Source organism: Desulfatiglans parachlorophenolica (assembly GCF_055394735.1).
Genome location: NZ_AP042460.1, coordinates 791,106 through 811,807, shown reverse-complemented (window position 1 = coordinate 811,807; position 20,702 = coordinate 791,106). Strand labels below are relative to the sequence as shown.

At 58.9% G+C, this 20,702-nt stretch carries 19 protein-coding genes; all 19 read right to left on the bottom strand.

Annotated elements, in window-relative coordinates; genetic code table 11:
- Nucleotides 1-12 precede the first annotated feature (12 nt).
- Nucleotides 13-801, bottom strand: a complete 789-nt coding sequence (locus ACZ500_RS03785) for an enoyl-CoA hydratase/isomerase family protein (protein ID WP_464231206.1) — start codon at nt 799-801, stop codon at nt 13-15.
- 63 nt (nt 802-864) lie between these two features.
- Nucleotides 865-2,049: a thiolase family protein gene (locus ACZ500_RS03780; protein ID WP_464231205.1), complete on the bottom strand. Its 1,185-nt coding sequence runs from the start codon at nt 2,047-2,049 to the stop codon at nt 865-867.
- Between the two features lie 488 nt (nt 2,050-2,537).
- Complete coding sequence (locus ACZ500_RS03775) at nt 2,538-2,702, bottom strand: hypothetical protein (RefSeq protein ID WP_464231204.1); 165 nt, start codon at nt 2,700-2,702, stop codon at nt 2,538-2,540.
- 17 nt (nt 2,703-2,719) lie between these two features.
- Nucleotides 2,720-2,884, bottom strand: coding sequence for a hypothetical protein (locus ACZ500_RS03770; protein ID WP_464231203.1), 165 nt, complete (start codon nt 2,882-2,884; stop codon nt 2,720-2,722).
- 17 nt (nt 2,885-2,901) lie between these two features.
- Complete coding sequence (locus ACZ500_RS03765; protein WP_464231202.1) at nt 2,902-3,390, bottom strand: response regulator; 489 nt, start codon at nt 3,388-3,390, stop codon at nt 2,902-2,904.
- Nucleotides 3,391-3,564: 174 nt separating this feature from the next.
- Nucleotides 3,565-5,127: a long-chain-fatty-acid--CoA ligase gene (locus tag ACZ500_RS03760; RefSeq protein WP_464231201.1), complete on the bottom strand. Its 1,563-nt coding sequence runs from the start codon at nt 5,125-5,127 to the stop codon at nt 3,565-3,567.
- Nucleotides 5,128-5,141: 14 nt separating this feature from the next.
- Entirely contained in the window at nt 5,142-6,422 is a 1,281-nt protein-coding gene (locus ACZ500_RS03755; RefSeq protein WP_464231200.1) for a TRAP transporter large permease, read from the bottom strand.
- 37 nt (nt 6,423-6,459) lie between these two features.
- The gene (locus ACZ500_RS03750) at nt 6,460-6,963 is read right to left on the bottom strand and encodes a TRAP transporter small permease (protein ID WP_464231199.1); all 504 of its coding nucleotides are present in this window, start codon (nt 6,961-6,963) and stop codon (nt 6,460-6,462) included.
- Between the two features lie 59 nt (nt 6,964-7,022).
- The gene (locus ACZ500_RS03745) at nt 7,023-8,039 is read right to left on the bottom strand and encodes a TRAP transporter substrate-binding protein (RefSeq protein WP_464231198.1); all 1,017 of its coding nucleotides are present in this window, start codon (nt 8,037-8,039) and stop codon (nt 7,023-7,025) included.
- A gap of 189 nt (nt 8,040-8,228) precedes the next feature.
- Nucleotides 8,229-9,413, bottom strand: coding sequence for an acyl-CoA dehydrogenase family protein (locus ACZ500_RS03740; RefSeq protein ID WP_464231197.1), 1,185 nt, complete (start codon nt 9,411-9,413; stop codon nt 8,229-8,231).
- Nucleotides 9,414-9,436: 23 nt separating this feature from the next.
- Complete coding sequence (locus ACZ500_RS03735) at nt 9,437-10,015, bottom strand: indolepyruvate oxidoreductase subunit beta (protein WP_464231196.1); 579 nt, start codon at nt 10,013-10,015, stop codon at nt 9,437-9,439.
- A complete protein-coding gene (locus ACZ500_RS03730) occupies nt 10,008-11,819 on the bottom strand; it encodes a thiamine pyrophosphate-dependent enzyme (RefSeq protein WP_464231195.1) in 1,812 nt (603 codons plus the stop codon). Before ACZ500_RS03730 ends, ACZ500_RS03735 begins: the two co-directional genes overlap by 8 nt.
- 109 nt (nt 11,820-11,928) lie before the next feature.
- Complete coding sequence (locus tag ACZ500_RS03725; RefSeq protein ID WP_464231194.1) at nt 11,929-13,563, bottom strand: AMP-binding protein; 1,635 nt, start codon at nt 13,561-13,563, stop codon at nt 11,929-11,931.
- A gap of 230 nt (nt 13,564-13,793) precedes the next feature.
- On the bottom strand, nt 13,794-14,786 hold the full coding sequence (locus tag ACZ500_RS03720; protein WP_464231193.1) for a D-2-hydroxyacid dehydrogenase: 993 nt from the start codon (nt 14,784-14,786) through the stop codon (nt 13,794-13,796).
- Nucleotides 14,783-16,003, bottom strand: coding sequence for a 2-hydroxyacyl-CoA dehydratase subunit D (locus tag ACZ500_RS03715; protein WP_464231192.1), 1,221 nt, complete (start codon nt 16,001-16,003; stop codon nt 14,783-14,785). The genes ACZ500_RS03720 and ACZ500_RS03715 overlap by 4 nt, the downstream gene beginning before the upstream one ends.
- Before the next feature lie 7 nt (nt 16,004-16,010).
- Nucleotides 16,011-17,177, bottom strand: a complete 1,167-nt coding sequence (locus tag ACZ500_RS03710) for a 2-hydroxyacyl-CoA dehydratase subunit D (RefSeq protein ID WP_464231191.1) — start codon at nt 17,175-17,177, stop codon at nt 16,011-16,013.
- Nucleotides 17,178-17,208: 31 nt separating this feature from the next.
- Nucleotides 17,209-17,790: a helix-turn-helix domain-containing protein gene (locus tag ACZ500_RS03705; RefSeq protein ID WP_464231190.1), complete on the bottom strand. Its 582-nt coding sequence runs from the start codon at nt 17,788-17,790 to the stop codon at nt 17,209-17,211.
- Between the two features lie 676 nt (nt 17,791-18,466).
- Nucleotides 18,467-18,952 (bottom strand): response regulator, encoded by a 486-nt coding sequence (locus ACZ500_RS03700; protein WP_464231189.1) that lies wholly within the window; start codon nt 18,950-18,952, stop codon nt 18,467-18,469.
- A 90-nt stretch (nt 18,953-19,042) separates the two neighbouring features.
- Nucleotides 19,043-20,650 carry a class I adenylate-forming enzyme family protein gene (locus ACZ500_RS03695; protein ID WP_464231188.1) on the bottom strand — a complete coding sequence of 536 codons (1,608 nt, stop codon included), beginning with the start codon at nt 20,648-20,650 and terminating at the stop codon, nt 19,043-19,045.
- Nucleotides 20,651-20,702: the final 52 nt, after the last annotated feature.

The window sequence follows — 20,702 nt, the reverse complement described above, 5'->3', positions numbered from 1 at the left end:
TTCCCGGGCTGATCAACCCTCTGAAACAGAAGGGAATTGCGGGCGTCGCCTGCTCAGGAAGGCCGCAATGCCCTCTTCGAGGTCCGCGCCCCCTGCAAGCCTCGAAGACAGCCTGCTCTCAAGGGCAAGGCCCTCCTGCAACGAGCCGTCGAGGCCTCTGGTGACCGCGGTTACAACCGCCTCAACGGCTCCACGGGAAAGCCTCGCAATGTGCTCGGCAGTCCTCAGGGCCTCCGACATCAGTTTTTCCCTGGGCAGGACTGCCCTCAGAAGGCCCCAGCGGTGTGCGTCCTCAGCCGAAAAAAGATCCCCCGTCAAGATGGCGTTCAACGCCCTTTGGCGGCCGATGACCCGCGCGAGGCGCTGGGTGCCGCCGAACGAAGGGATGGTCCCCAGCCTGACTTCCGGCAATCCGAAAGAGGAAGACGGGGTCGCCATGAGTATGTGAAAGGTCAGGGCGAGTTCCAATCCCCCGCCGAGGCACGGTCCGTCTATCGCGCACACAAGGGCCGCGGGTGCCGTCTCGAGTTCGGTCAAGAGATCCTGGACCACCGAGGTCGTGCCACGCGTGGCGTAATCCGTCCTAAGCAGCTGGAGTTCATTGATATTCATTCCGAAGCAAAAGCGGTCCGGTTCGCCGTGGAGGAGTACGGCCCCGATCCGCGGGTTGTGCGCTTCCTGGATGATTTCCCTGATCAGATTTCTGTATATTTCAATCGATATCGACGAATCCCCATCTGCCCGAAATCCTATGACGCAAACCCCATGAAGATGTTCTTTCGTCCAGCCTGCAATGGTCATCTCGATTGTCCTTTCCCTCCGTCCGCACAGCGAAGCCCGACGCCGCCGGCCCTCAACGTCCGACTATGCCCTGAAATCGCATCTCACAAGCAGAGCATATCCCATACCGCCACCTGCACACAGGCTCGCCAGTCCGATATCCGCCTTCCGTCGGATCAACTCGTGCAGCATCGTAACGACCAGCCTGGCTCCCGTCGCCCCCACCGGATGCCCCAGGGAGATGCCGCTCCCGTTGACATTGACCTTGCTTCTGTCCAGCTTCAGCACCTTTTCGCAGGCTAGATAATAGGAGGCGAAAGCCTCGTTGATCTCGATCAGATCCAGATCCTGCGCCTCCAGGTCCGAAAGCCTCATGACCTCCTGGATGGCCGGCACAGGAGCCACACCCGTATAGCGCGGTTCTGCAGCCTTGACGGACCACGGGCCGATCTTTGCCAGCGGCGTCAAACCGTGTTTTTCGCAGCCCTCCTTTGTCGCGAGCACGATGGCGGATGCCCCGTCGTTGATGCCGCTCGCGTTGCCGGCGGTGACCGTCCCCTCCCGCGAGAAAGCCGGGGGCAAGGTCCTGAGCTTATCGAACGTCGCATCCTTTCTGGGGTGCTCATCCTCCGTCACAAGCATCTCTCCGGATTTAGCCCGCACGGCAATCGGAACGATCTCGCTTCCAAAGCGGCCCTCCGATCGGGCCGCCACCGCCCTGGCGTGCGAAAGGGCCGCGAATTCATCCTGTTCATCCCTCGAGATGCCGTATTCGCCGGCAAGAAAATCCGCTGCGACGCCCATCCCCCCCATGACGGGATCCTCCTGCATCCCCCACCACAGGAGGTCCGTCGCCTGGGCGTGGCGAAGACGCTGCCCCCATCTCATGCTCGGGATGACATACGGCGCGTTGCTCATGGATTCCACACCGCCCACCAACGCAGTCTCGGCCTCGCCGAGAACGAGGGCCGATGCCCCGCTGATCAGCGCCTGCATGGCGCTGGCGCAGGCGCAGTGCACACTGAAGGCGGGCCTATCGGCGGGAATGCCGCTCCTGATAGCCACCCCTCTGGCGATGTTCGGGTTCAGCGGAGACAGCGTGTTCCCCAAAATGACTTTGCCCACCTTTTCCCCTTGCAGGTTAGCCCTCTCGAGTGCAGCCTTGACAACCGGAACAGCCAGGTCGATCGGAGCGACGGCGCGCAACGCACCTCCGAAGTCTCCGATCGGCGAACGTACGGCCGAGATGATGAACACCTCCTTTTTCATAGTTCCCCCCTCTTGTTTGATCCGCGCGATAGAACGTATAAAACGGGTCGGACAAGGCTAACCATATGAAAGGAATAGTAAAAACACATAAATTCTACCCTTTTATCCCTTTAAATCCGCTATTTCTACCAAAAAAACTTGCTCTAAGGACTGGATAGTCCTCATTGTAGACTCCTCGATAAGGCGGAACATTCAGGACGTTTGGTTCGCGGAGGCAATATCGGCCGTTACAAAATAGGGGTGCAGATCAAACCTTGCGAACAAATTTCATGCAAACGACGGTCATGTCCAGGCAGGGATGGCCGGAATTTTTCAGCAGATGGAGACCCTTTATGGCAGGGAAAACCAAACCTCGAAAACCGCAATCCCATCACCTGCTCAAAGTCGCCTTTTATACCCCAAAAAGGGCATTCTAAAACGGAAAATCGCTTGGTTTTAGAGATATAATATCGTAATTTCAAACATATAGATTTGTCCGACGCTCATAGCTAGTCTCCATCCGGAAATGATTTCCCGGTACAACCCAGTTTCCAATCCGGAAATGAGGATTTTTTGCCAATATCAAGGAAATCAAGCGTTTGCGCGGAGGCGACCTGGTGGTCGCCGCACAAGCAAATGTGCAGATTGACGCCGAGATTGGCAAAAAAGACCATTTCCGGATGGAAACTAGCTAGTGTCCATCCGGAAATGATTTTCCTATAGAACCCAGTTTCCAATCCGGAAATGAGGATTTTTGGCCAATATCAAGGAAATCAAGCGTTTGCGCGGAGGCGACCTGTGGGTCGCCGCACAAGCAAACGTGCAGATTGACGCCGAGATTGGCAAAAAAGACCATTTCCGGATGGAAACTAGCTAGAGTGTGGGGAATTTCTCCCAGAACTCTCTTTCCCGGCTCTGCCACTCTTTCCCGAATTTCCGTTCCCAGAGCGATGCCAGTCTATCGAACCAGCGCCACCAGGTGCTCTTTCCCTTCGCCTTCGCCTCGAGGATATCTTCGAGAAAGATCGGCAGTTCCGGCATCACGTCCTTCGGCAGGTAGGATGCCGCGCCCAGCCGATAAGAATGAATGATGTGATCCGGGGCCAGGGCATGAGCTGTCAGCATCACGGGAATCACATCGTTTTTATTGGCAATATCAATAAGTTCATATCCGTTCACGCCCATGATGTCCAGAATGGCCAGATCGAAAGGTTCGCTTTCGAGCAACTGCTTCGCATCCTGGAAATTTTCCGCCGTCACGATGCGGCAATCGGAAAGCAGTTCCGTCAAGGCATCGAGCACGTCCGGCTCGTCGTCAACGATCAGGATCCTCTTGTTTGCCAGCAGGCTTCTTCCACTCATCACCGTAACCGTCCCTATCGATCGATGTTTCGAGGAAATCTCTCGATGCAGTTCACTGTCTCGGCGATGAACCGCCGACAAGGAACACCGACAGGCGGGTAAACCGCACGTCATCGCCCGCAAGGCCACCTGCTCCCTGGCCGGAAAGGCTTTTTTTTCAGCAGCGCCCCGCCATCATCCGTCCACTATGACCTTCCGCCCCGCACCCTTCCAGTATTTTTCACGCAGTGCGCGCTTGAAAATCTTCCCCGAGCCGGTCTTGGGCAGCTCGTCGAGGAATTCGACCGACCTGGGCTTCTTGTAGCCCGCCAGCCGCTCCTTGCAGAAGTCGATGATCTCCTGTTCAGCCGCCTGGTGCCCGCCCTTCAGGGCGATGACCGCCTTGATCTCTTCGCCCCACGTGGAGTTCGGGACGCCGATGACCGCCGCTTCCAGCACCGCCGGGTGGCTGTAGAGCACCTCCTCGATTTCGCGCGGGTACACGTTTTCCCCGCCCGTGATGATCATGTCCCGCTTGCGGTCCACGATATATAGAAAGGCGTCTTCATCCAGATAGCCCATGTCGCCCGTATGCACCCATCCGTCCCGGATGGTCTCCCGCGTGAGTTCCGGCTTCTCCCAATACCCCTTCATGATCCATGCGTGCCGTGCCAGGATCTGCCCCACCTCGTTGGGACCGAGATCCTTGCCCTCGTCGTCGACGATGCGGACGTCGGCATCGATAGCCGGCTGCCCGCAGGAGGCCAGACGACGGATCTCCGTCTCGCCGCCATAGGGGTCATGGTGCTCCCGGCAGAAGCAGCAGATCAAGGGGCCCGTCTCCGTCTGCCCGAACCCCTGGACGAAAACCCGGCCGAAGCGTTCGATGCCCCGCTTGAGCAGCGCCACGGGCATGGGCATCCCGGCGTAAAAGATCGTCCTGAGGCTCGAGGTGTCATACCGTTCGTGATCCGGCAGATCGAGGATCATGCCGATCTGGGTGGGCACGAGTTCGGTGGTGGTGATCTTCTCCCGCTGGATGATCTCCAGGAAATTCCGGGGGTCGAACCGCTCGACCAGGTAGTTCGTGCACCCGCGGTGAAACACCGGGAAAAGGAACGAACGGGGGCCGATGTGGAAGAGCATCATTCCCTCCAGGTGCTTTTCGACGCGCCGTATGGGAACCTCGATCGCCATGCTCCTCGAACACTCCCACTGCCCCTGGTGGGTGATCATCGCCCCATTCGGGCGCCCCGTCGTGCCGCTGGTGTAAATGATGTAAACGGTGTCATCGGGCCGGATATCCACGTCCGGCTCCGCCGTCGAACTCGCGGCGAGCACGTCTTCATAGTTGTCCATGCCTTCCGGGGCGGCATCGATGCAGAAGCAGTGCTGAACAGGGATCCGGCCGCGTATCTCATCGATGGCCTGCAGGAAGGGCGCCTGCACGATGAGCGCCCTCGCCCCCGAGTCGTTGAACTGGTATGCGAGTTCCTCGCCCTTCAGACGCCAATTGATGGGGACCGTGATGAAGCCGCCCTTCTCTGCAACGCCGAAGACCTCCATGTATTCGGGCCGGGTGTAGGAGAGGACGGCGACCCGGTCCCCCTTCCGCAGCCCCCTCTCCCGGAGCGCGTTGTAGAGGCGGTTCACCCGCTCGTTGAAGTTGTGGAAGGTGATACGGTGCGTATCGGACATGTAAGCGATCTTCTGCGGAAAGAATTTCGCGTTACGCCTGATGATCTCTCCAAGGTACATATTCTCCTCCCCCGTCACAAGGCGCCGAGCCTCGTCAGCATCAAAGAGATTTGAGGAAAAAAGGTGATGATCATGAGCCCCACGACAAAGAGCACGATGAACGGAGCCGTGCTCCTGGCTACGGACACGATGTCGCGCTTGGTGATCGTCGACGCCACGAAGAGGTTCAGACCGAGCGGCGGCGTGAGAAACCCGATCTCACAGTTGACGATCATGATGATGCCGAAATGCAGCGGGTCGATGTTGAACTTGGCGAGGACGGGGATCAGGATCGGCCCGATGATCAGCATGGCGGAGACCAGGTCGATGAAGCAGCCGAGAAAGAGCAAAAAGATGTTGCACAGGACGAGGAAGATCCAGCGCTGCTCGATGGCCTCCCCCAGAAACTCCGCGGCCTGGACCGGCACGTGCATGAAGCTCAGGTACCAGGATAGGGTCGACGCGGCCGAGATGATGAAGATCAGCGCCGAGCCGACCAGGACGGAGTTCAGGGTGACTTTTCCGAGATCCCTGAACCGGAGTGAACGCTGGATGAAGAGTTCGATGACCAGCGCGTAGATGACGGCGACCGCGGCGGCCTCCGTGGGCGTGAAGGCACCCGAGTAGATCCCGCCGAGCACCACGACGGGCAGGCTCAGCCCCCAGATCCCTTCTTTCAGGACCTGCAGCATCTCCCTGCCGCCGACCCGACCGGTCCCCTTCCAGCCGTTCCTGCGCGCAAGATAGTAGCTGTAGCAGATCAGCATGAAGCCGATCATCAGACCCGGCACCACGCCGGCGATGAACTGCTGTGTGATGGACACGTTCATGACCATCGCCCAAATGATCATGGGCACGGACGGGGGGATCAGGATACCCAGCGAACCGGCGGAGGTAATCAGCCCGGTCGAGAAATTGGTCGAGTATCCTTCCTTGATCATGGCGGGGATGAGAAGACCGCCGACGGCGATCACCGTGGCGGTGGACGACCCCGAGATCGCCGCGAAGAAAACGCAGCCCAGGACCCCCGACACCGCCAGCCCTCCGTGCGCCCAGCCGAGCAGCGCCTTACCCACATTGATCAGCCGTTTTGCGAGGACCCCCTCGCTCATGATGTTCCCTGCAAAGACAAAGAAGAGAACCGCCAACAGAAGCGTCGTGTCGATCCCGCTGAACATCACCTGCGGCAGCGCGACCAGGGGAATCTGCGCTGCGAACTTGATCAGAAGGATCGCACCGAGCCCCACGACCACCGCAATCGGCACGCCGCAAAGAAGCATCACTATCATGAAGATGATGACTATCGTGTGCAGCATGGCCTTCCCCCTGACTCTGCCGAGGTCCTTTTTCGTTTCACGATGGTGAGAGCTGCAGGTCCGCCTTCGAACAAAACTTCCGTACTTCGCGCACAACATAGGATGCCGAGCGAACGGCCATGAAAAATCCCCCGATCGGCATAGGCAGGTAAATCCAAAACTTGGGTATCCTCGTCGCCGCCGTCAGCTGGCCGCTGGCGGCGACCTTGAGGACGAGGGTCATCCCGAAATAGACGATGGCAGAAGAAAAGGCAAATACCGCCATGAACACAAACGCGTTCATGAGCGGCTTCAGACGATCCGGCAGAAATAAGTTGATCACCTCCGTCTTGATATGTGCACCGTAGCGAAGACCTATGTCGGCACCGAAAAACGCGATGAAGCAGATCTGGTAGCGCAGGACCTCCTCCCCCCAGGTGAGGGATGTCCCGAAGACATAGCGCATCACCACCTGGACGAAGGCCAGGACTGACATCTCGAGAAGCGCGAAACACAGGATGAATTCCTCTGCCCTATTGAAGGCGCTGGCTATCATTTTCATCGATCCTGCCTCCGGTCTAAACAGGTCTTCCAGGAAGAACGGTCCGGCCTGCCCTCTGCCTATGGCTGAGCCCTGGTCTCCTTGATGATTTCAAGGGCTCGATCGTAAAGTTCCGGGCCAATCGTTTTTCTCCACTTGTCATGGACCGGGACCATCTTCTCCCGGAATGCTCCCAGCTCCTCCTCGGTGAGGACATGGACCTCGCCTCCCTTTTCCTTCCATTTGTCGATGCCGTGAAACGTCCCTTCCAACGTATAGGACAGATTGAGCTTTGCGCTCTGATAGGCGCCCTCCTGTACGACCCGCTTCAGGTCGTCAGGCAGGCGGTCGAAGAGGCCCTTGTTGACGATCGTCATGATACCCGAGTTGGGCCAGCCGTTCGACACGGTGAGGTACTTCGTCGTCTCGTAGAATTTGATCATCTCGAGGGCGATGACGGGAAGATCGAGCCCATCGATCACGCGCTGCTGCGTGGCGGAGAAGACCTCGGGCCACGGCATGGTGATGGGATCGACCCCCAGGGCCTTGTAGGCGTCGATGTAGACCGGCGCCTCGGTGCACCGGAGCTTCATCCCTTTCATGTCTTCGGGAGAGTGAATGAGGTGCTTCGAGTTGGCCCAGTCCCTGAAGCCGTTGCTGGACCACGCCAGGCAGTACATGCCGTGCTTGGTGAACTCCTGCATGATCTGGAATCCGACCTCACCCGACCACACGCGCTCCAGTTCCTCGAAATTCTGATAAAAGAACGGCAACGAAAACAGCCCCATCTGTGGGACGAAATTCGCCAGGGTCTCCGAGGTGATGGAGGCCATTTCCTGGGTGCCCAACCCCACCGCCTCGGCCTGTCCGATCTCGCCGCCCAATTGGCCCAGAGGGTGGACGGAGACCTGGATGCGGCCGTTGGATTTCTTTTCCACGTAATCCTTGAAGAAAAGCGCCGCCTTGTTCTGGGGGTGCGGCGGCGGAGCGACATGGCCGAAACGGATCTTGAAGACCTCATCGGCGCCGAAAGAGAAAGGGGCTCCGACGACGAGCACGAACGCGACAACCAGGCTCAAAACGACCAGCTTCTTCATCTTCCCACCTCCTGTGGAATCAGGGAATTGAGGTTTGCGGCCCCGGGCGATCGCCACCCACCCGCGGCCCGCTCCAATCGCCGGGAAACACCGGCTACCCGATGCCGCTCCGCTCCTTCAGCGGGCGGCGGCGCCTGTTCCCCGGAAAACCTTCGCCCGCCGGAAGCATGGTTTCCTCCGACGTCGCTCTCATGTCATGGGAGCCCCTTTCCGCTTCAATTCATGCGCGATAATGAGTCGTTGCATCTCGGACGAACCCGCCGCCACTGTCAGCACCTTGGCATCGCGGAAGTATCTTTCGACCGCACGGTCCTTCATGTACCCCGCACCCCCGTGGATCTGAACCGCGTCCCCGGCAATCCTGACCGCAGCCTCGCTCGCGAAGAGTTTGGCCGACGAAGCCGAGAGACGAGCTTCCTCCCCGCGGTCCAGAAGGCCCGCGGCGTGGTAGACAAGCAGTCTTGCGGCCTGCAGATCCACCGCCATGTCCGCGATCATCCCCTGGATCATCTGAAAGGAATCGATCGTCCTGCCAAACTGTTTCCTGCGGCCTGCATACCAGAGCGCGCTTTCGAGGGAGGCCTGGGCGAGGCCGAGGGCGATCGAGGCCCAGCTCACCCGCTCCGGGTCCATCCCCGCCAGGAGCTGACGATACCCCTCCCCCTCGCCGCCTCCCAGAAGGTCCTCGCGGGGCACACGGCAGTTTTTGAAGCGAATCCTGCCCGTGGGCGACCCGCGCATCCCCATCTTGTCGAAGGGTTTGCCGGTGCCAAAGCCGGGCGCCCGCTTTTCCACAACGAAGGCGGAAATGCTCGCGGGCCCCTTCGCGGCCGAGGTCTTCGCAAAAACCAGGTAGATGTCCGCGAAGGGGACGTTGGTAATGAGCGTTTTGGCGCCGTTCAGGGTGTAGAAGGCACCGGATTCGGCGGCCTTCGTCCGTAGCGAAAGGATGTCGGAGCCCGCGGCGGCCTCGGCGAGGGCCATAGCCCCCCACTTTTGCCCCGCGGCAAGGAACGGGAGCCAGCGTCTCCTCTGGTCCTCGGTGCCCGAGAGAAAGACGTTGTGGGCGCAAAGCATCGCATGCGGAAAGAGCGCCACCGGAACGGAGGCCGACACCCGCGCGAACTCCTCGCCAATCAGCACCACGGAGAGGTAGTCCCTGAAGGTGCCCCCGTACAGGGGCGGAACGCCCGCCCCTGCAAAGCCGTTTTCGGCCAGGCGCTCGAACAGGCGCCGCGGAAACTCCTGGAGCACATCCATGCGGCGGGCGACGGGCGCGATCTCCCGCTCCGCGAACGCCCGCGCCTCCCGGCGCAGCTGCGCCTGCTCATCACTGATTAGGGGCCTCAGCTGATCATGGATGTGTTGCATCATTCCCACCGACGGGGAGGCGCGGTTCAGAGCGCCCGCCCGGTGTCGAAGGCCTTCAGGTTGACGTCGCGATGTTTCTGCGGCACGAGCTTCGAGAGAGCCCCCTTCCACTCGGCCTCCGTGAACTCCAGGTGATTCGACAACACCCCGAGCAGGACCGTGCTCACCACGAGCGGGTTCTTCAATCGGTTGGCGATGCCGAGAGCGTCCACCTCGATGGGATCGATGCCGTTCTCCCGCATGATCGCGGGCACATCGTCGGGGTAGCGGTCCATCCCCGAGGTCACGCGCGGCGGGTAGACGCGCTGGAGGTTCAGGATCAGCTTCCCGCCGGGCCTCAGGAAATGCGCGAACCTGAGCCCTTCCATCTGTTCGAAGGCAAGGACGATATCCGCCTCTCCGCGCGCAATGACCGGGGAGTGGACGCTCGTCCCGTAGCGGACGTGGCTCGGCACGGTGCCGCCGCGCTGGGACTGCCCGTGGGCCTCATTCTTCTTGACGTCGAAGCCTCTGGCCATGGCCACCTCCGAAAGGGCGTTGCTCGCCAGAATGACGCCCTGTCCCCCCACTCCTACAATCAGGATATTCCTGGTTTTATCAGGCATTTTCGCGTCCTCCTTCCGCTTGGATGGCTTCGGTCGGGCAAACTTGGGCACACAGTCCACAGCCCACACAGACGAAGGGATCGATGGCCACCTTGTTCTTGCCCTTCTCGGTCTTTCCACCGGACAGGACCAGGCCGGGGCAGTAAATGGTGAGGCATTTGCCGCAGCCCGTGCACAGATCATCCTCGACATGGTAGGCGGGGGACTTGATCTTCTGCGGGAACATCCGGCAGGCGCCTTTGGCGATGATGACCGAGACGCCCTGGTAACCGATGGCGTCTTTCACAGCCTGCGAGGTGTTCTTGAGATCGTAAGGATCCACTTCGTGAATGTCCTCTGCCCCGAGGGCCCGGATAATGGCCGGGATCCTCGCTGCGGTGTGCCGGTCCCCCTTCAGGGTCACGCCGGTGCCCGCGTGCTCCTGGCCGCCGGTCATGGCGGTCGTGCTGTTGTCGGTGAGGACGAGCGTCATATTGCTCTCGTTATAGATGGAGTTCAGGAGTGCCGGCATGCCCGCGTGCAGGAAGGTCGAATCCCCGATGTAGGCCAGGATGGCCTTGTCGGCCGGGTCCTGGAGGGCCTTGCAGAACCCGTGGGCGACGCTGATCCCCGAACCCATGGCGAAGGCGCACGAGAGCATGTTGTGGGGCGCGGCAATCCCCAGCGAATAGCAGCCGATGTCGCCGAGGATGACGACGTCCTTCTCCTTGATCTTCTTCTGAGCCTGCCGGATGGCGTAGTAGGCTGCGAGATGGGGGCAGCCCGCGCAGAGCGTCGGGAAGCGTATGATGACGCCCGGGAGGGGCTGCCGGCGCTCGGGTACCTCTTTTCCAAACGTCTGCATCACGTCCTCGAGGCGCTCGCTGAGGATCTCGACCGACAGGGCGCCGACATCGGGCCTCAGTTCGCGCCCCCGCACCGGGATCCCGAGGGCCTTGATCCGGTCCTCCAGGAAGGGCTCCAGCTCCTCGATCACATAGAGTTCTTCGACCTGCCCGGCGAACTCCCTGATGAGCGCCTCCGGGAGGGGGTAGGTGAGCCCCAGCTTCAAGAACGAGGCCTCGGGCAGCATTTCCTTCAGGTATTGGTACGGGGTGCCGCTCGTGATGAACCCGACGCGCCGGTCACCCCACTCGATCCGGTTGAGGGGCGTCTCACTGGCAAACGCCGCGAGGCGCTTCAGACGGTCGTGCGCATTGGCGTGCATGACCGAGGGGTGCACGCCGCCCTGTGGGCGGAACTTGGGCGAGGTCTTGTCGAAGGGCGGTTTGCGGCCGTCGGTCCGCTCCGCAAGCTCCACGACGCCCATCGAGTGGGAGACCCCATTGGTGGTCCGGTAGAACACCGGCGTGTCGAACCGCTCGCTGATCTCGAAGGCCGACCGCATGAAATCCTTCGCCTCCTGGCTGTCACTGGGCTCTAGCATCGGGATGTGAAAAAGATCCGCGTAGATCCGGGTGTCCTGCTCGGTGGGCGAACTGACCGCCCCGACGTCGTCGGAGCAAATGAGCACCAGGGGGCCGTTGACCCCCATGAAGGCGATGGGATAGAAGGGGTCGGAGGCCACGTTCAGGCCGGCGTGTTTCATGACCACGATGGTCTTCGCGCCCCCCAGGGAACTGCCGATGGCCACATCCATGGCGACCTTCTCGTTGACAGACCACTCGCAATAGATGTCCTTGTATTGCCGGATGGTCTGAAGGATCTCCGTGCTAGGCGTCCCCGGGTAGCCGACCGCAACCTGCAGGCCGGCTTCGTAAGCGCCTCGGGCAATGGCCTCGTTGCCCAGCATGATTTCTTTCATAGCGGTTCCTCCAACATTTTCAGTTTGTTTCGGTTAGACAGCGCCTGCACCGGATCTGACTTTCAGCAGCGGCCGTTCTCCCGGCAGGGGGACCGAACGATCATCAGCGTCAAAGGCCGAGTTCCTTGACAGCCCTCCCGCGCAGTTTGAAACGTTGCACCTTCCCCGAGGTCGTCATGGGAAAGTCATCGGTGAACAAGACGTGCTTCGGTATCTTGAACTTCGCAAGGCGGCCTTCACAGAACGCGATCAACTCGCCCGCGCTCACCTCCTCACCGGGCTTCAGTTCGACGAAGGCCGCCCCGGCCTCGCCCAGGTCGGGGTCAGGGACCCCCAGCACGCACACCTGCTTCACCTTCGGGTGCGTGAAGAGCACCTCCTCCACCTCTTCCGGGGCGACGTTGAGCCCCCCCGGCATGTAGATGTCCTTGAGCCTCCCGGTGATGCGGATGTTTCCGGAAGGATCGATCGAGGCCAGATCCCCGGTGTGGAACCAGCCGTCCCGGTCGATGAGCTCGGCGCTCTTCTCCGGCTCCTTGTAGTAGCCTTTCATCACCAGGGGGCCCCGGGTGCACAGTTCGCCCTCCATTCCGGTCCGGAGTGGCTCGCCGGTCGAGGTGTCGACGACTCGCACCTCGTAATCCGGCCAGAGGGGCCGGCCCACCGTCTCCGCCAGGATTTCCGGGGGGTCGTCCGGCCGGGTCATGGAGGTCCCGACGCTGTTCTCCGTCATGCCGAAACCGTTGACGAGGGCGCTGATGCCCATTCGCTGCTTGATTTCCTGGATGAGCGAGACGGGGGCCGGGGCGGCGGCGATAAGACCGGCGCGCAGGGACGAAAGGTCGAACGTCTCGAAGTCCTGATGCCGAAGCATCCGGATGTACATAGTTGGACTTCCGGCGAAAAATGTGCATCGCTCGTCCTGGATAAGCCTCAAGCACTGCTTCGGGCTGAAATTTTCGACCAGGATGGAAGCCGCGCCGCAGAAGGCGGGTGTCAGGATGCCCTGCGAGTTGCCGAAATTGTGGCTGAAGGGAGGCGCGACCAGCAGACGATCCTGCTCCGTGAAGCCGCCGATGCCGTTGATGAAGCCAAGGTTGAAGCGGATGTACTGGGCATGGGTCGTCATCACCCCCTTCGGCTTACCGGTCGTCCCGGACGTGAAAGGCAGATGGGCGATGTCGTCGGCTGCCACCTCGAACTGAATTCTTTTGAGGCCTGCCAGGTCCGGCGCGGTTTCAGCCTCGATGAGCCCGTCCAGGTCGAAGGCGCAGAGAAGCTCCGACCTTCCCTCAACGATGATGTTCCTGAGGAAGGGAAGCCGCCCGCACTGGAGTTCCCCTGGAATCGAGCGCTCGAATTCCGGGCAGAGGGAGCCCAGCATCTTGACGTAATCGAGTTCCTGGAAGCGATCCATCATGATGAGGGTGGTCGAATCCGAATGCAGCAAAATGTGCTCGAGTTCCTGGAGTGAGTAGCGGGGGTTCACCGGAACGACGACCGCCCCGATCTTGTCGATGGCGAACTCCGCCACCGCCCACTCGGGCCGGTTGGTGAACAGCACCGAGACCTTGTCCCCCTTTTGAACCCCGAGCCGGAGAAGGGCACAGGCGAAGCGGTCGACGCGCTCCCGCAGCTCCCGGTAGCGGGTCCTGCCGCCGGGCCAGACGACGGCCTCGTTTTCGGGCCAGATCTCCGCCGCCCGGTCGATGAGTTCCCCTAGTGTTCGAATATCCGTTATCATGATCGCGCTCGCTCCGATGTCAGGTGGATTTTTCGAACCGCTTGAACCGCCCGCCTCCCGCTCGAGTGCGGGGCATCGTCGGTCGGCCCCCTTTCGCGCACGACGTGCGGGCCTTCGGGTGCCCCAGAGGGACGCGGGGGCCTTTGTCGGCGGCCTCCAGGGTGGATCTTCCCTGCCATTCGTGTGAGGAATGCTTCATCGCAGGTCCGGGACCCGGGTAAAGATCCGTTTCAACGTTGACGCACGATGTTTACGAGGGGTTCCCCGGCCATGAAGCGCTTCAAGTTGTCGCAAAAGACCTGAGCGGTCCTCGCGATGTAGCGGTCGGTGCCCGTGGCGTTGTGGGCGGTGATGAAGAGGTTGTCCAGGTCCCAGAGTTCGTCGTCCTGGTCCAGGACCGCTTCCTTGGTCGGATCGCCCCAAAAGACGTCGATGGCCGCCCCGGCGATCCAGCGCTCTTTCAACGCGGCGGTGAAGGCCGCCTTGTCCAGAATCTCACCCCGCGCCACGTTGACCAGGTAGGCCGTAGGCTTCATCCGTTTGAGCTGCGCTGCGGAGATCATCCCCTCCGTTTCAGGGGTGAGGGGCAGTGTGATCACGACGAAGTCCGATTCCGACAGCACCTGGTCGAGCTCGCCGGGCTTGACGATCCGATCGGCATACTCGAACTCCGGGACGAGGCTGTCGACACCCGTAACCCGCATACCGAACCCCAGTTTCGCCTTTTTCGCCACTTCCTTGCCGAGATGCCCCAGGCCCAGGACAGCCAGGTTGCGGTCGTGCAGTTCCCGCATCTGGCCGAGCATACGGTCCATCTTGTGCATCCCCTGATTCTCGAGGGAAGCCTTGAATTTCTTGACGAAGAAAAGCAGGTAACCCATGACCACCTCCGCCACCGGGATGGAAACGGAGCCGGCGGACGTCGTCAGGAGGACGTCCTTCGGGATCAACCCGGTGGCCAGGATGTGCTCGTAGCCCGTCATCAGGATGTGAAACCACTTGAGGTCCTCGATCCTGGGAAGGGCGTGGGGATAGGCGTTGAAGGACGCCACGACATCGACCTTTTCGATCCCGGCCGGCACCTGGCTCGCGTCCGATTCCTGAAGGACCGGGTAAGGAATGATGTTCAGGGCGGGGAACTCTTTCTGGATAAGGCCTACGTATTCCTGGACCATGAAACCCAGCCCGCCGACGAGAACGGTGAGATCGCGACGCTTGTTCATGACACGTGCCTCCCTGCGTTTCGGTGTGTTTTACGGTTATCCAATATATCGAAATAATTGGCTAATCCTTTCTCGACCAGCTCCTTCGAAAGGAACCTCGGATCCCCGTGATCGCCTTCGAGGATGAAGCCGGGCAAGCCGCTCCTTTCCTGGACGATGCGCTTGATCTCAGGGATGGCCATCGAGAACATCTTGCAGCTGCGGTCATTGTGGTAGACGGCGCCGTCGAGGTGGTAGCGCTCCTGGAGGCCGAGAATGAGTTCGACCCGGCGGTTCAGATTCCAGTCGAAATAGTGGACGTACTCGTTCGTCCAACTGCGGAACGGATCTTCGGAGTCCAGACGGAAGTCCGCCCAGGGGAGGGTATAGACGGTGGAAACGAGGCACGCATCGTACGAGAGAAAGAGGTCGGAAAGCCACTTCAACTCGTGCCACAGGGGAAGACTGTCCCAGTAGAGACGGTACTTCTCCCTCGGGACCGCTCCGACTCCCGCCTGCACGCGCTCCAACACCTCTTGCTTCAGGGCCCGGTAGAATTCGAGGGCCACCCTGGAGCCCCTCTGGGCCACGATGGGGGCCATGCTGAAAAACTGGTCGAAGACCGAAAGGGGAGCAGGCACCGCGCGAGCCGCATCCAGGATCTCCGCCCAGAGGGCCGTCGTTTCGTTGGCGGTCGCGATCACCTCCGCAAGCCGCGCTCTTTTCAGGCGGTTCCCGGATATCCCTTCGAGGAAATCGACGAGATCGTGGAGTTGCGCCTCCACATAGGCCCTTGCGTGCTCATCGGGGAACTTGCCCCCGGTGTAAGGCACATCGATCAGATAAAGCGGGACATCATAGAACTCGCTCATCCTCTCGAACCACTTCGTCAACGTCCCGCACTGCGAGTTGGTCGTAAGAAAGAAGTCGGGTCGCGGAAGGCCTCCGACCGGGCTCTTCCCCGTGAGCGCGGAGCCGAGATCACACATGGCGTAGCTGCAGATCCCGGGCGTGTACCCCAGCGCCTGAGGCCTTTCACTGATCTCGGCGGTCATCTTCCTCGCCTGGATGAAGACGGCGTGGTTTTCGGGATAGATGGGGACGATATCCATGGCATAGAACAATTCCGTGGGGGCGAACACGTTGACGAAGCCCACTTTCTTCCCCTCTGCCGACGCATTCCTGGCATCCTCGTAATACCGATCATTGAGATTCTTCAAGAGCTTGAGCGTCTGCATGGCGGTGTTAGACCCCTCCGCTTTTCCGTTCGAGAATCATTTCTCCGAAGGCCTCCAGCCGCGTCTCGAGCTGGGCGCTGGAGCCCAGCGTGTGATCCACTTCGACAAACAACGACGGAATGTCCATTTCGTCCAGGAGGGTTTTCACCATGGGGTAGTCCAGCTGGAGGACCTCGCAGTTCTTGGGGCACAGATACACGACCCCGTCGATCGCGGCGCGGACGATCCTGCGCCTCAAAGACTCCCTGAAACGTCCTTCCCGGTAGTGATAGCAGCTCATCGGATCCTTCCGGAAATGTCTGGCGACGAGGTTTTCCACCGGGTCGCCCACTTCGTCGACGTCTTCATTGTAATACCGCGTTCCGTTGTAGAGGTTGTCCTCGACCGCCATCATGCCTGCCTTATCCAGGCAGCGGTAAACTTCGGTTACATCGCAGACGCTCCCGAAGAGAAATACACGGATGGATTTCGGACCGGGTGCCGCCTCTTCGGCCGCTCCAACCGGAAGCGCCTCGAGCAACGCTTCCAACCTGTCGCTGTGCTCCACCTTGGGCATGCGGGCCGATGCCCGGACCACCGTCATGAAGTCCGTGTTGGAGAGGGCCGTGGAAGGCGACGATTGCCTCCGGTGGAGGGATCTGAGAAGCGCTCTGTTGCGATTGAAAATTTTTATGCTTTCGAGGAGCGCTTCATCTGGAACAGCCTCCCCGAGGAAATCGGCCAAGGCCCCTTTCATCCTCAAGAGTTCCTGCTCGAGGAAAGCCCTTGCACCCGCACCATCCGCAGCCTTGGGGAGCCATAGGGTGTAGTTGAAAAGGCCCGGGAAATTCGTCTCCCAGACATGCGAGAAGGCCCGCATGGCATCGCAGCTGTATGGAATGACCAAACCGTCGAGAAAATCCAGTTCCCCCTGCAGCGCCGCCTCCAGCGGACTGACGTTGAACGGGCAGGAGAAGGTCGGCAGAGAGGCATAGGCCCGGTCGACACTGCCCACGGTGCCCGGAACGGCAAAAGGCAGTACGCCGAAGGCATGCAGCAGTTCCTCGGGAACGTCGGGGAAAAGGAATCCGATGACCTTCAGGGAGGGGGGGCCGGCGGCCTTGAGTTCTTTTACCCTGCGAAAGGGATCCTCCTGAACGAACCGGAAAGGCGCTATCAGATCTTCGAATGCCATCGTTCCACATCCTCTGACCGAGCCCGGAGGCTCAATACCGTTTATAGCTGTGAAGGATGATCAGGATCCTGCTCTTTCTTTCACCGAGGCTCCTGCCCGTATGCGGGATCTGGGCGTCGAAGTAGGCGGAGTCCCCCTGGCTCAACTCGTACTTCTCCGTGCCGTAAAGAAATTCGATCCTGCCCTCGAGTACATAGAAGAACTCCTCGCCATCGTGCTGCAGAAACTCTCCAGCCTCGAAATCGGGGGTGAGGATGTAAGGCTGCATGTTCTTGCCCCGCTTCCCGGAGGCGAGCGGCTCGAAGCGGTAGCCATGCTTGAGGGTCCCTAAGGCGCCAGCCGCGTCCTTTGCGTTGTGGTCTTCCTTGCGGCCTATGACGATGCTCGGGCTGTTCTCCAGGTCTTCGCCCCCACCTGCCAGGAGATAGGAAACATCGATGTCGAGACCCTGCGCGATGCGGGTCAAGGTCGAGATGGGCGGTGCGCTGGTGGCCTTCTCGATGCGGGAAAGATACCCTTCGGTCAAACCGGTCTTGCCTGCAAGGGCCTTCAAGGTGATGTTCTTGTTGGCCCTGATGCGCTTGATCTTTTCGATGATGGTCTTCTCGTCCAAGGCACGCCCCGTTGTTTCCTAAAATACAAGTTTCATTTTTATAGACTTTACGATTAGGCAAAAACTGAAGTCAAGAAAAAATTGTATTTGCAGAATTTTTTAGATGTGATTAACTATTTTACTATATATCCCAATATATTATATTTCAGATCCTTGATTAGATTTATCACCAATTTATGATTCTAATTCATTTTGTAACCTATTAGGCAATTTACAATATTTTTGAATTGCCATTTAGAAAACATTCCAATGGGGGTCGGACCAAGCTAACCAACTGAATAAATTGGCACAATCCCTCTAATTTGAGGGATTTTTTTGCTTAGACGCTCAATTTTCAGTAGAAAATGGCTGTTCTAAGCGTGGGGAAGCTCGGAAGGGTCTTCAAAATGGCAGGGAAATTTAGAGCCTTTTGTTCGTTCCAAAAAGCGAAACAAACTGCTACACTTTAATAGAGGATGGAAATCAGACAATGCGGACGAAGCTCATGTAGCGATAATAGACTCCAGGCAAGATTTACGGAAAATCAATCCAGGTGCTGAACTAAAGCTCGAAAGGTGCAAAATCGCTTAAAGTAGCTATCTGGCCTCCAAAACCCCCTTTCTAAAGCAGGAAAATACCATTGTTAAACAAGAAAACAATGCAAATTCCATCAGATAGATTGTTCCGACCCCAATGACTATATCCAGTATTTGAATTTTTCCCAAAATTCTTTGTCGCTGCAGCGCCATTCGGGGCCGAATCTCTTGTCGTAATAATCCCCCCATTTCTCCAGCCAGCCGGACCAGAAATGTCTGCCCTCATTTTTGGCCTGAAGCACTTCCTCGAGAAAAGACGCGATTTCCGAGATCTCTTCCTTCGGTAGATAGGAGGCGGCACCCCCTTTGAAAGATTTCTTGATATTTTCTGGACTGAGCGCGTGGGCAGTCAGCATCACCGCCACCATATTTCTACTATTAGCGATCTTCAACAGTTCGTAACCGTCGACACCCATGATATCCAGGACAACGATATCGAACCGTTCGTTCTCCAATAGTTCTTTCGCCGCCTGAAACGAGTCCGCTTTCGCTACGGTGCACATTGTCAGAAGCTCTTCCAAAGCTTCCAAAACATCCAGCTCATCGTCGACAATGAGAATTCGTTTTCCTGGAAGCAACTTCTCCATTCGTTTTCCTCCAACCGTCATAGGGCACGGGAATACACGATCTTGCAGCACGAGCCAAGGGGTGCAGAATAAACGCCCCACCTCTGAAACCTAGATTTTTCTGTCACGATCGGCCCAATACTTCTGCCTGATCTCCTTCTTCAGAATCTTTCCGGCCGGGTTTTTCGGCAGATCCGCCACGATCTCCACCGACTTGGGGGCCTTGTATCCAGCCAGTCGCCCCTTGCAAAACGTAATGAGGTCCGCACCGCTGGCCTGCGCTCCGGCCTTCAAAACTACCACCGCGTGCACCTTTTCGACCCAGTACGGGTCCGGGATCCCGACCACCGCCGCCTCCAGGACATCTCCGTGCTGATGGAGAACTTCCTCCACCTCCCGCGGGAAGACGTTTTCCCCACCGGTAACGATCATATCCTTTTTCCGGTCGACGATGTAGACGTAACCGTTTTCATCGTAGCATCCCAAGTCCCCTGCGGACACCCAGCCATCCACCACCGTCTGCCGGGTGTCCTCTGGTTTGCGCCAGTATTCTACCATTGTGGCCTTACTCTTGACAACGATCTCTCCCACTTCTCCCGGCTCACAATCCTCCCTTTCGGCGTTGATAATCCGCACATGCACACCGATATGCGGAAAACCCGCGGAGGCAAGGATCTTCTGCTCTTCGACCGACTTGTGCAGCACATGATGCTGACGCTTCGAGAGGACAAGGACATTCGGGCCGTTTTCGGTTGCACCATAGAACTGCATAAAGACGGGGCCCCATTTTTCCATTCCCTTCTTCAGCAGTTCCACCGGCATCGGCGAGGCGGCATAAAACATCCTCTTGAGGTGGCCCAGGTCGTAGCTGTCCACATCGGGAAGGGCCAGAAATGCCGCGAGATGAGTCGGAACGATATGGATATCGGTTGCCTTTTCGTCCTGCAGCACCCGCATCGTAGCAGTTGGATCGAACGATATTTGGGGCATAAGAACGTTGCTGCCCGCCACAAAAAAGTAGCCCCACAGATTCTTGGTCCCGCCTACATGGAAAAGGGGCATGATCTGCACGTGCCTGTCACCGGTTTCAAGGCTCAGGGCAGTGGCAAACCGTCTTGTGTCATCCATGCTCCGGGCCTGCGTGTATAGGGCGCCGCGCGGCACTCCGGTGGTCCCGCTGGTGTAGAAAAGGAACAGAGGATCGCTCTCTTCGGCATAGACAGCGGGTTCCCGCTCTTCCCGGCCGGCCGTCCAAGCCCGGTATTCGCAAACCCCCTCCGGCGCATCGCCGAAAGCGACGATGTGTTTCACCCCAGGGAGCCGCTGCTTCAATGAAAGCGCCGTTTCGAGTAATTGCGGGCCCACAAAGAGCACCTTGCATTCGGAGTAATTGATGACGTAATCCAACTCATCTTTTTTCAGCCTTGGGTTGAAAGGCGAGATGATAAACCCGCCTTTCATAGCTGCTCCATAGACATCCAGATATTCGAGGCAATTCCAGCTGAGAACCCCCAATACATCTCCCTTTTCGATGCCTATGGACCGCAAAGCCTCAATCAGCCGGTTCACCGAGGCATTGAACTGCGAGAAGGTCACCGTGTCCTCTCCGCACTTGAATGCCTCCTCATTCGCATAAAGCAGCGCATTGCGATAAACGATGTCCGCATAGGTGCCGATGTCATACCGTGACAATTCTTTCAGTAAAAGATTTTTCGACATGATTCTCCTTTACATTGCTCGATTACATGACTCTATACAAACGCTTCTAAGA

Excerpts from the sequence above, each read along its gene's own strand:
- ACZ500_RS03735 (WP_464231196.1), bottom strand. The coding sequence starts at position 10,015 with ATGCCTGATAAAACCAGGAATATCCTGATTGTAGGAGTGGGGGGACAG.
- ACZ500_RS03715 (WP_464231192.1), bottom strand. The coding sequence starts at position 16,003 with ATGCAGACGCTCAAGCTCTTGAAGAATCTCAATGATCGGTATTACGAG.
- ACZ500_RS03725 (WP_464231194.1), bottom strand. The coding sequence starts at position 13,563 with ATGATAACGGATATTCGAACACTAGGGGAACTCATCGACCGGGCGGCG.
- ACZ500_RS03780 (WP_464231205.1), bottom strand. The coding sequence starts at position 2,049 with ATGAAAAAGGAGGTGTTCATCATCTCGGCCGTACGTTCGCCGATCGGA.
- ACZ500_RS03760 (WP_464231201.1), bottom strand. The coding sequence starts at position 5,127 with ATGTACCTTGGAGAGATCATCAGGCGTAACGCGAAATTCTTTCCGCAG.
- ACZ500_RS03745 (WP_464231198.1), bottom strand. The coding sequence starts at position 8,039 with ATGAAGAAGCTGGTCGTTTTGAGCCTGGTTGTCGCGTTCGTGCTCGTC.
- ACZ500_RS03755 (WP_464231200.1), bottom strand. The coding sequence starts at position 6,422 with ATGCTGCACACGATAGTCATCATCTTCATGATAGTGATGCTTCTTTGC.
- ACZ500_RS03695 (WP_464231188.1), bottom strand. The coding sequence starts at position 20,650 with ATGTCGAAAAATCTTTTACTGAAAGAATTGTCACGGTATGACATCGGC.
- ACZ500_RS03700 (WP_464231189.1), bottom strand. The coding sequence starts at position 18,952 with ATGGAGAAGTTGCTTCCAGGAAAACGAATTCTCATTGTCGACGATGAG.
- ACZ500_RS03720 (WP_464231193.1), bottom strand. The coding sequence starts at position 14,786 with ATGAACAAGCGTCGCGATCTCACCGTTCTCGTCGGCGGGCTGGGTTTC.
- ACZ500_RS03730 (WP_464231195.1), bottom strand. The coding sequence starts at position 11,819 with ATGAAAGAAATCATGCTGGGCAACGAGGCCATTGCCCGAGGCGCTTAC.
- ACZ500_RS03710 (WP_464231191.1), bottom strand. The coding sequence starts at position 17,177 with ATGGCATTCGAAGATCTGATAGCGCCTTTCCGGTTCGTTCAGGAGGAT.
- ACZ500_RS03765 (WP_464231202.1), bottom strand. The coding sequence starts at position 3,390 with ATGAGTGGAAGAAGCCTGCTGGCAAACAAGAGGATCCTGATCGTTGAC.
- ACZ500_RS03750 (WP_464231199.1), bottom strand. The coding sequence starts at position 6,963 with ATGAAAATGATAGCCAGCGCCTTCAATAGGGCAGAGGAATTCATCCTG.
- ACZ500_RS03740 (WP_464231197.1), bottom strand. The coding sequence starts at position 9,413 with ATGATGCAACACATCCATGATCAGCTGAGGCCCCTAATCAGTGATGAG.
- ACZ500_RS03775 (WP_464231204.1), bottom strand. The coding sequence starts at position 2,702 with ATGGTCTTTTTTGCCAATCTCGGCGTCAATCTGCACATTTGCTTGTGC.
- ACZ500_RS03785 (WP_464231206.1), bottom strand. The coding sequence starts at position 801 with ATGACCATTGCAGGCTGGACGAAAGAACATCTTCATGGGGTTTGCGTC.
- ACZ500_RS03770 (WP_464231203.1), bottom strand. The coding sequence starts at position 2,884 with ATGGTCTTTTTTGCCAATCTCGGCGTCAATCTGCACGTTTGCTTGTGC.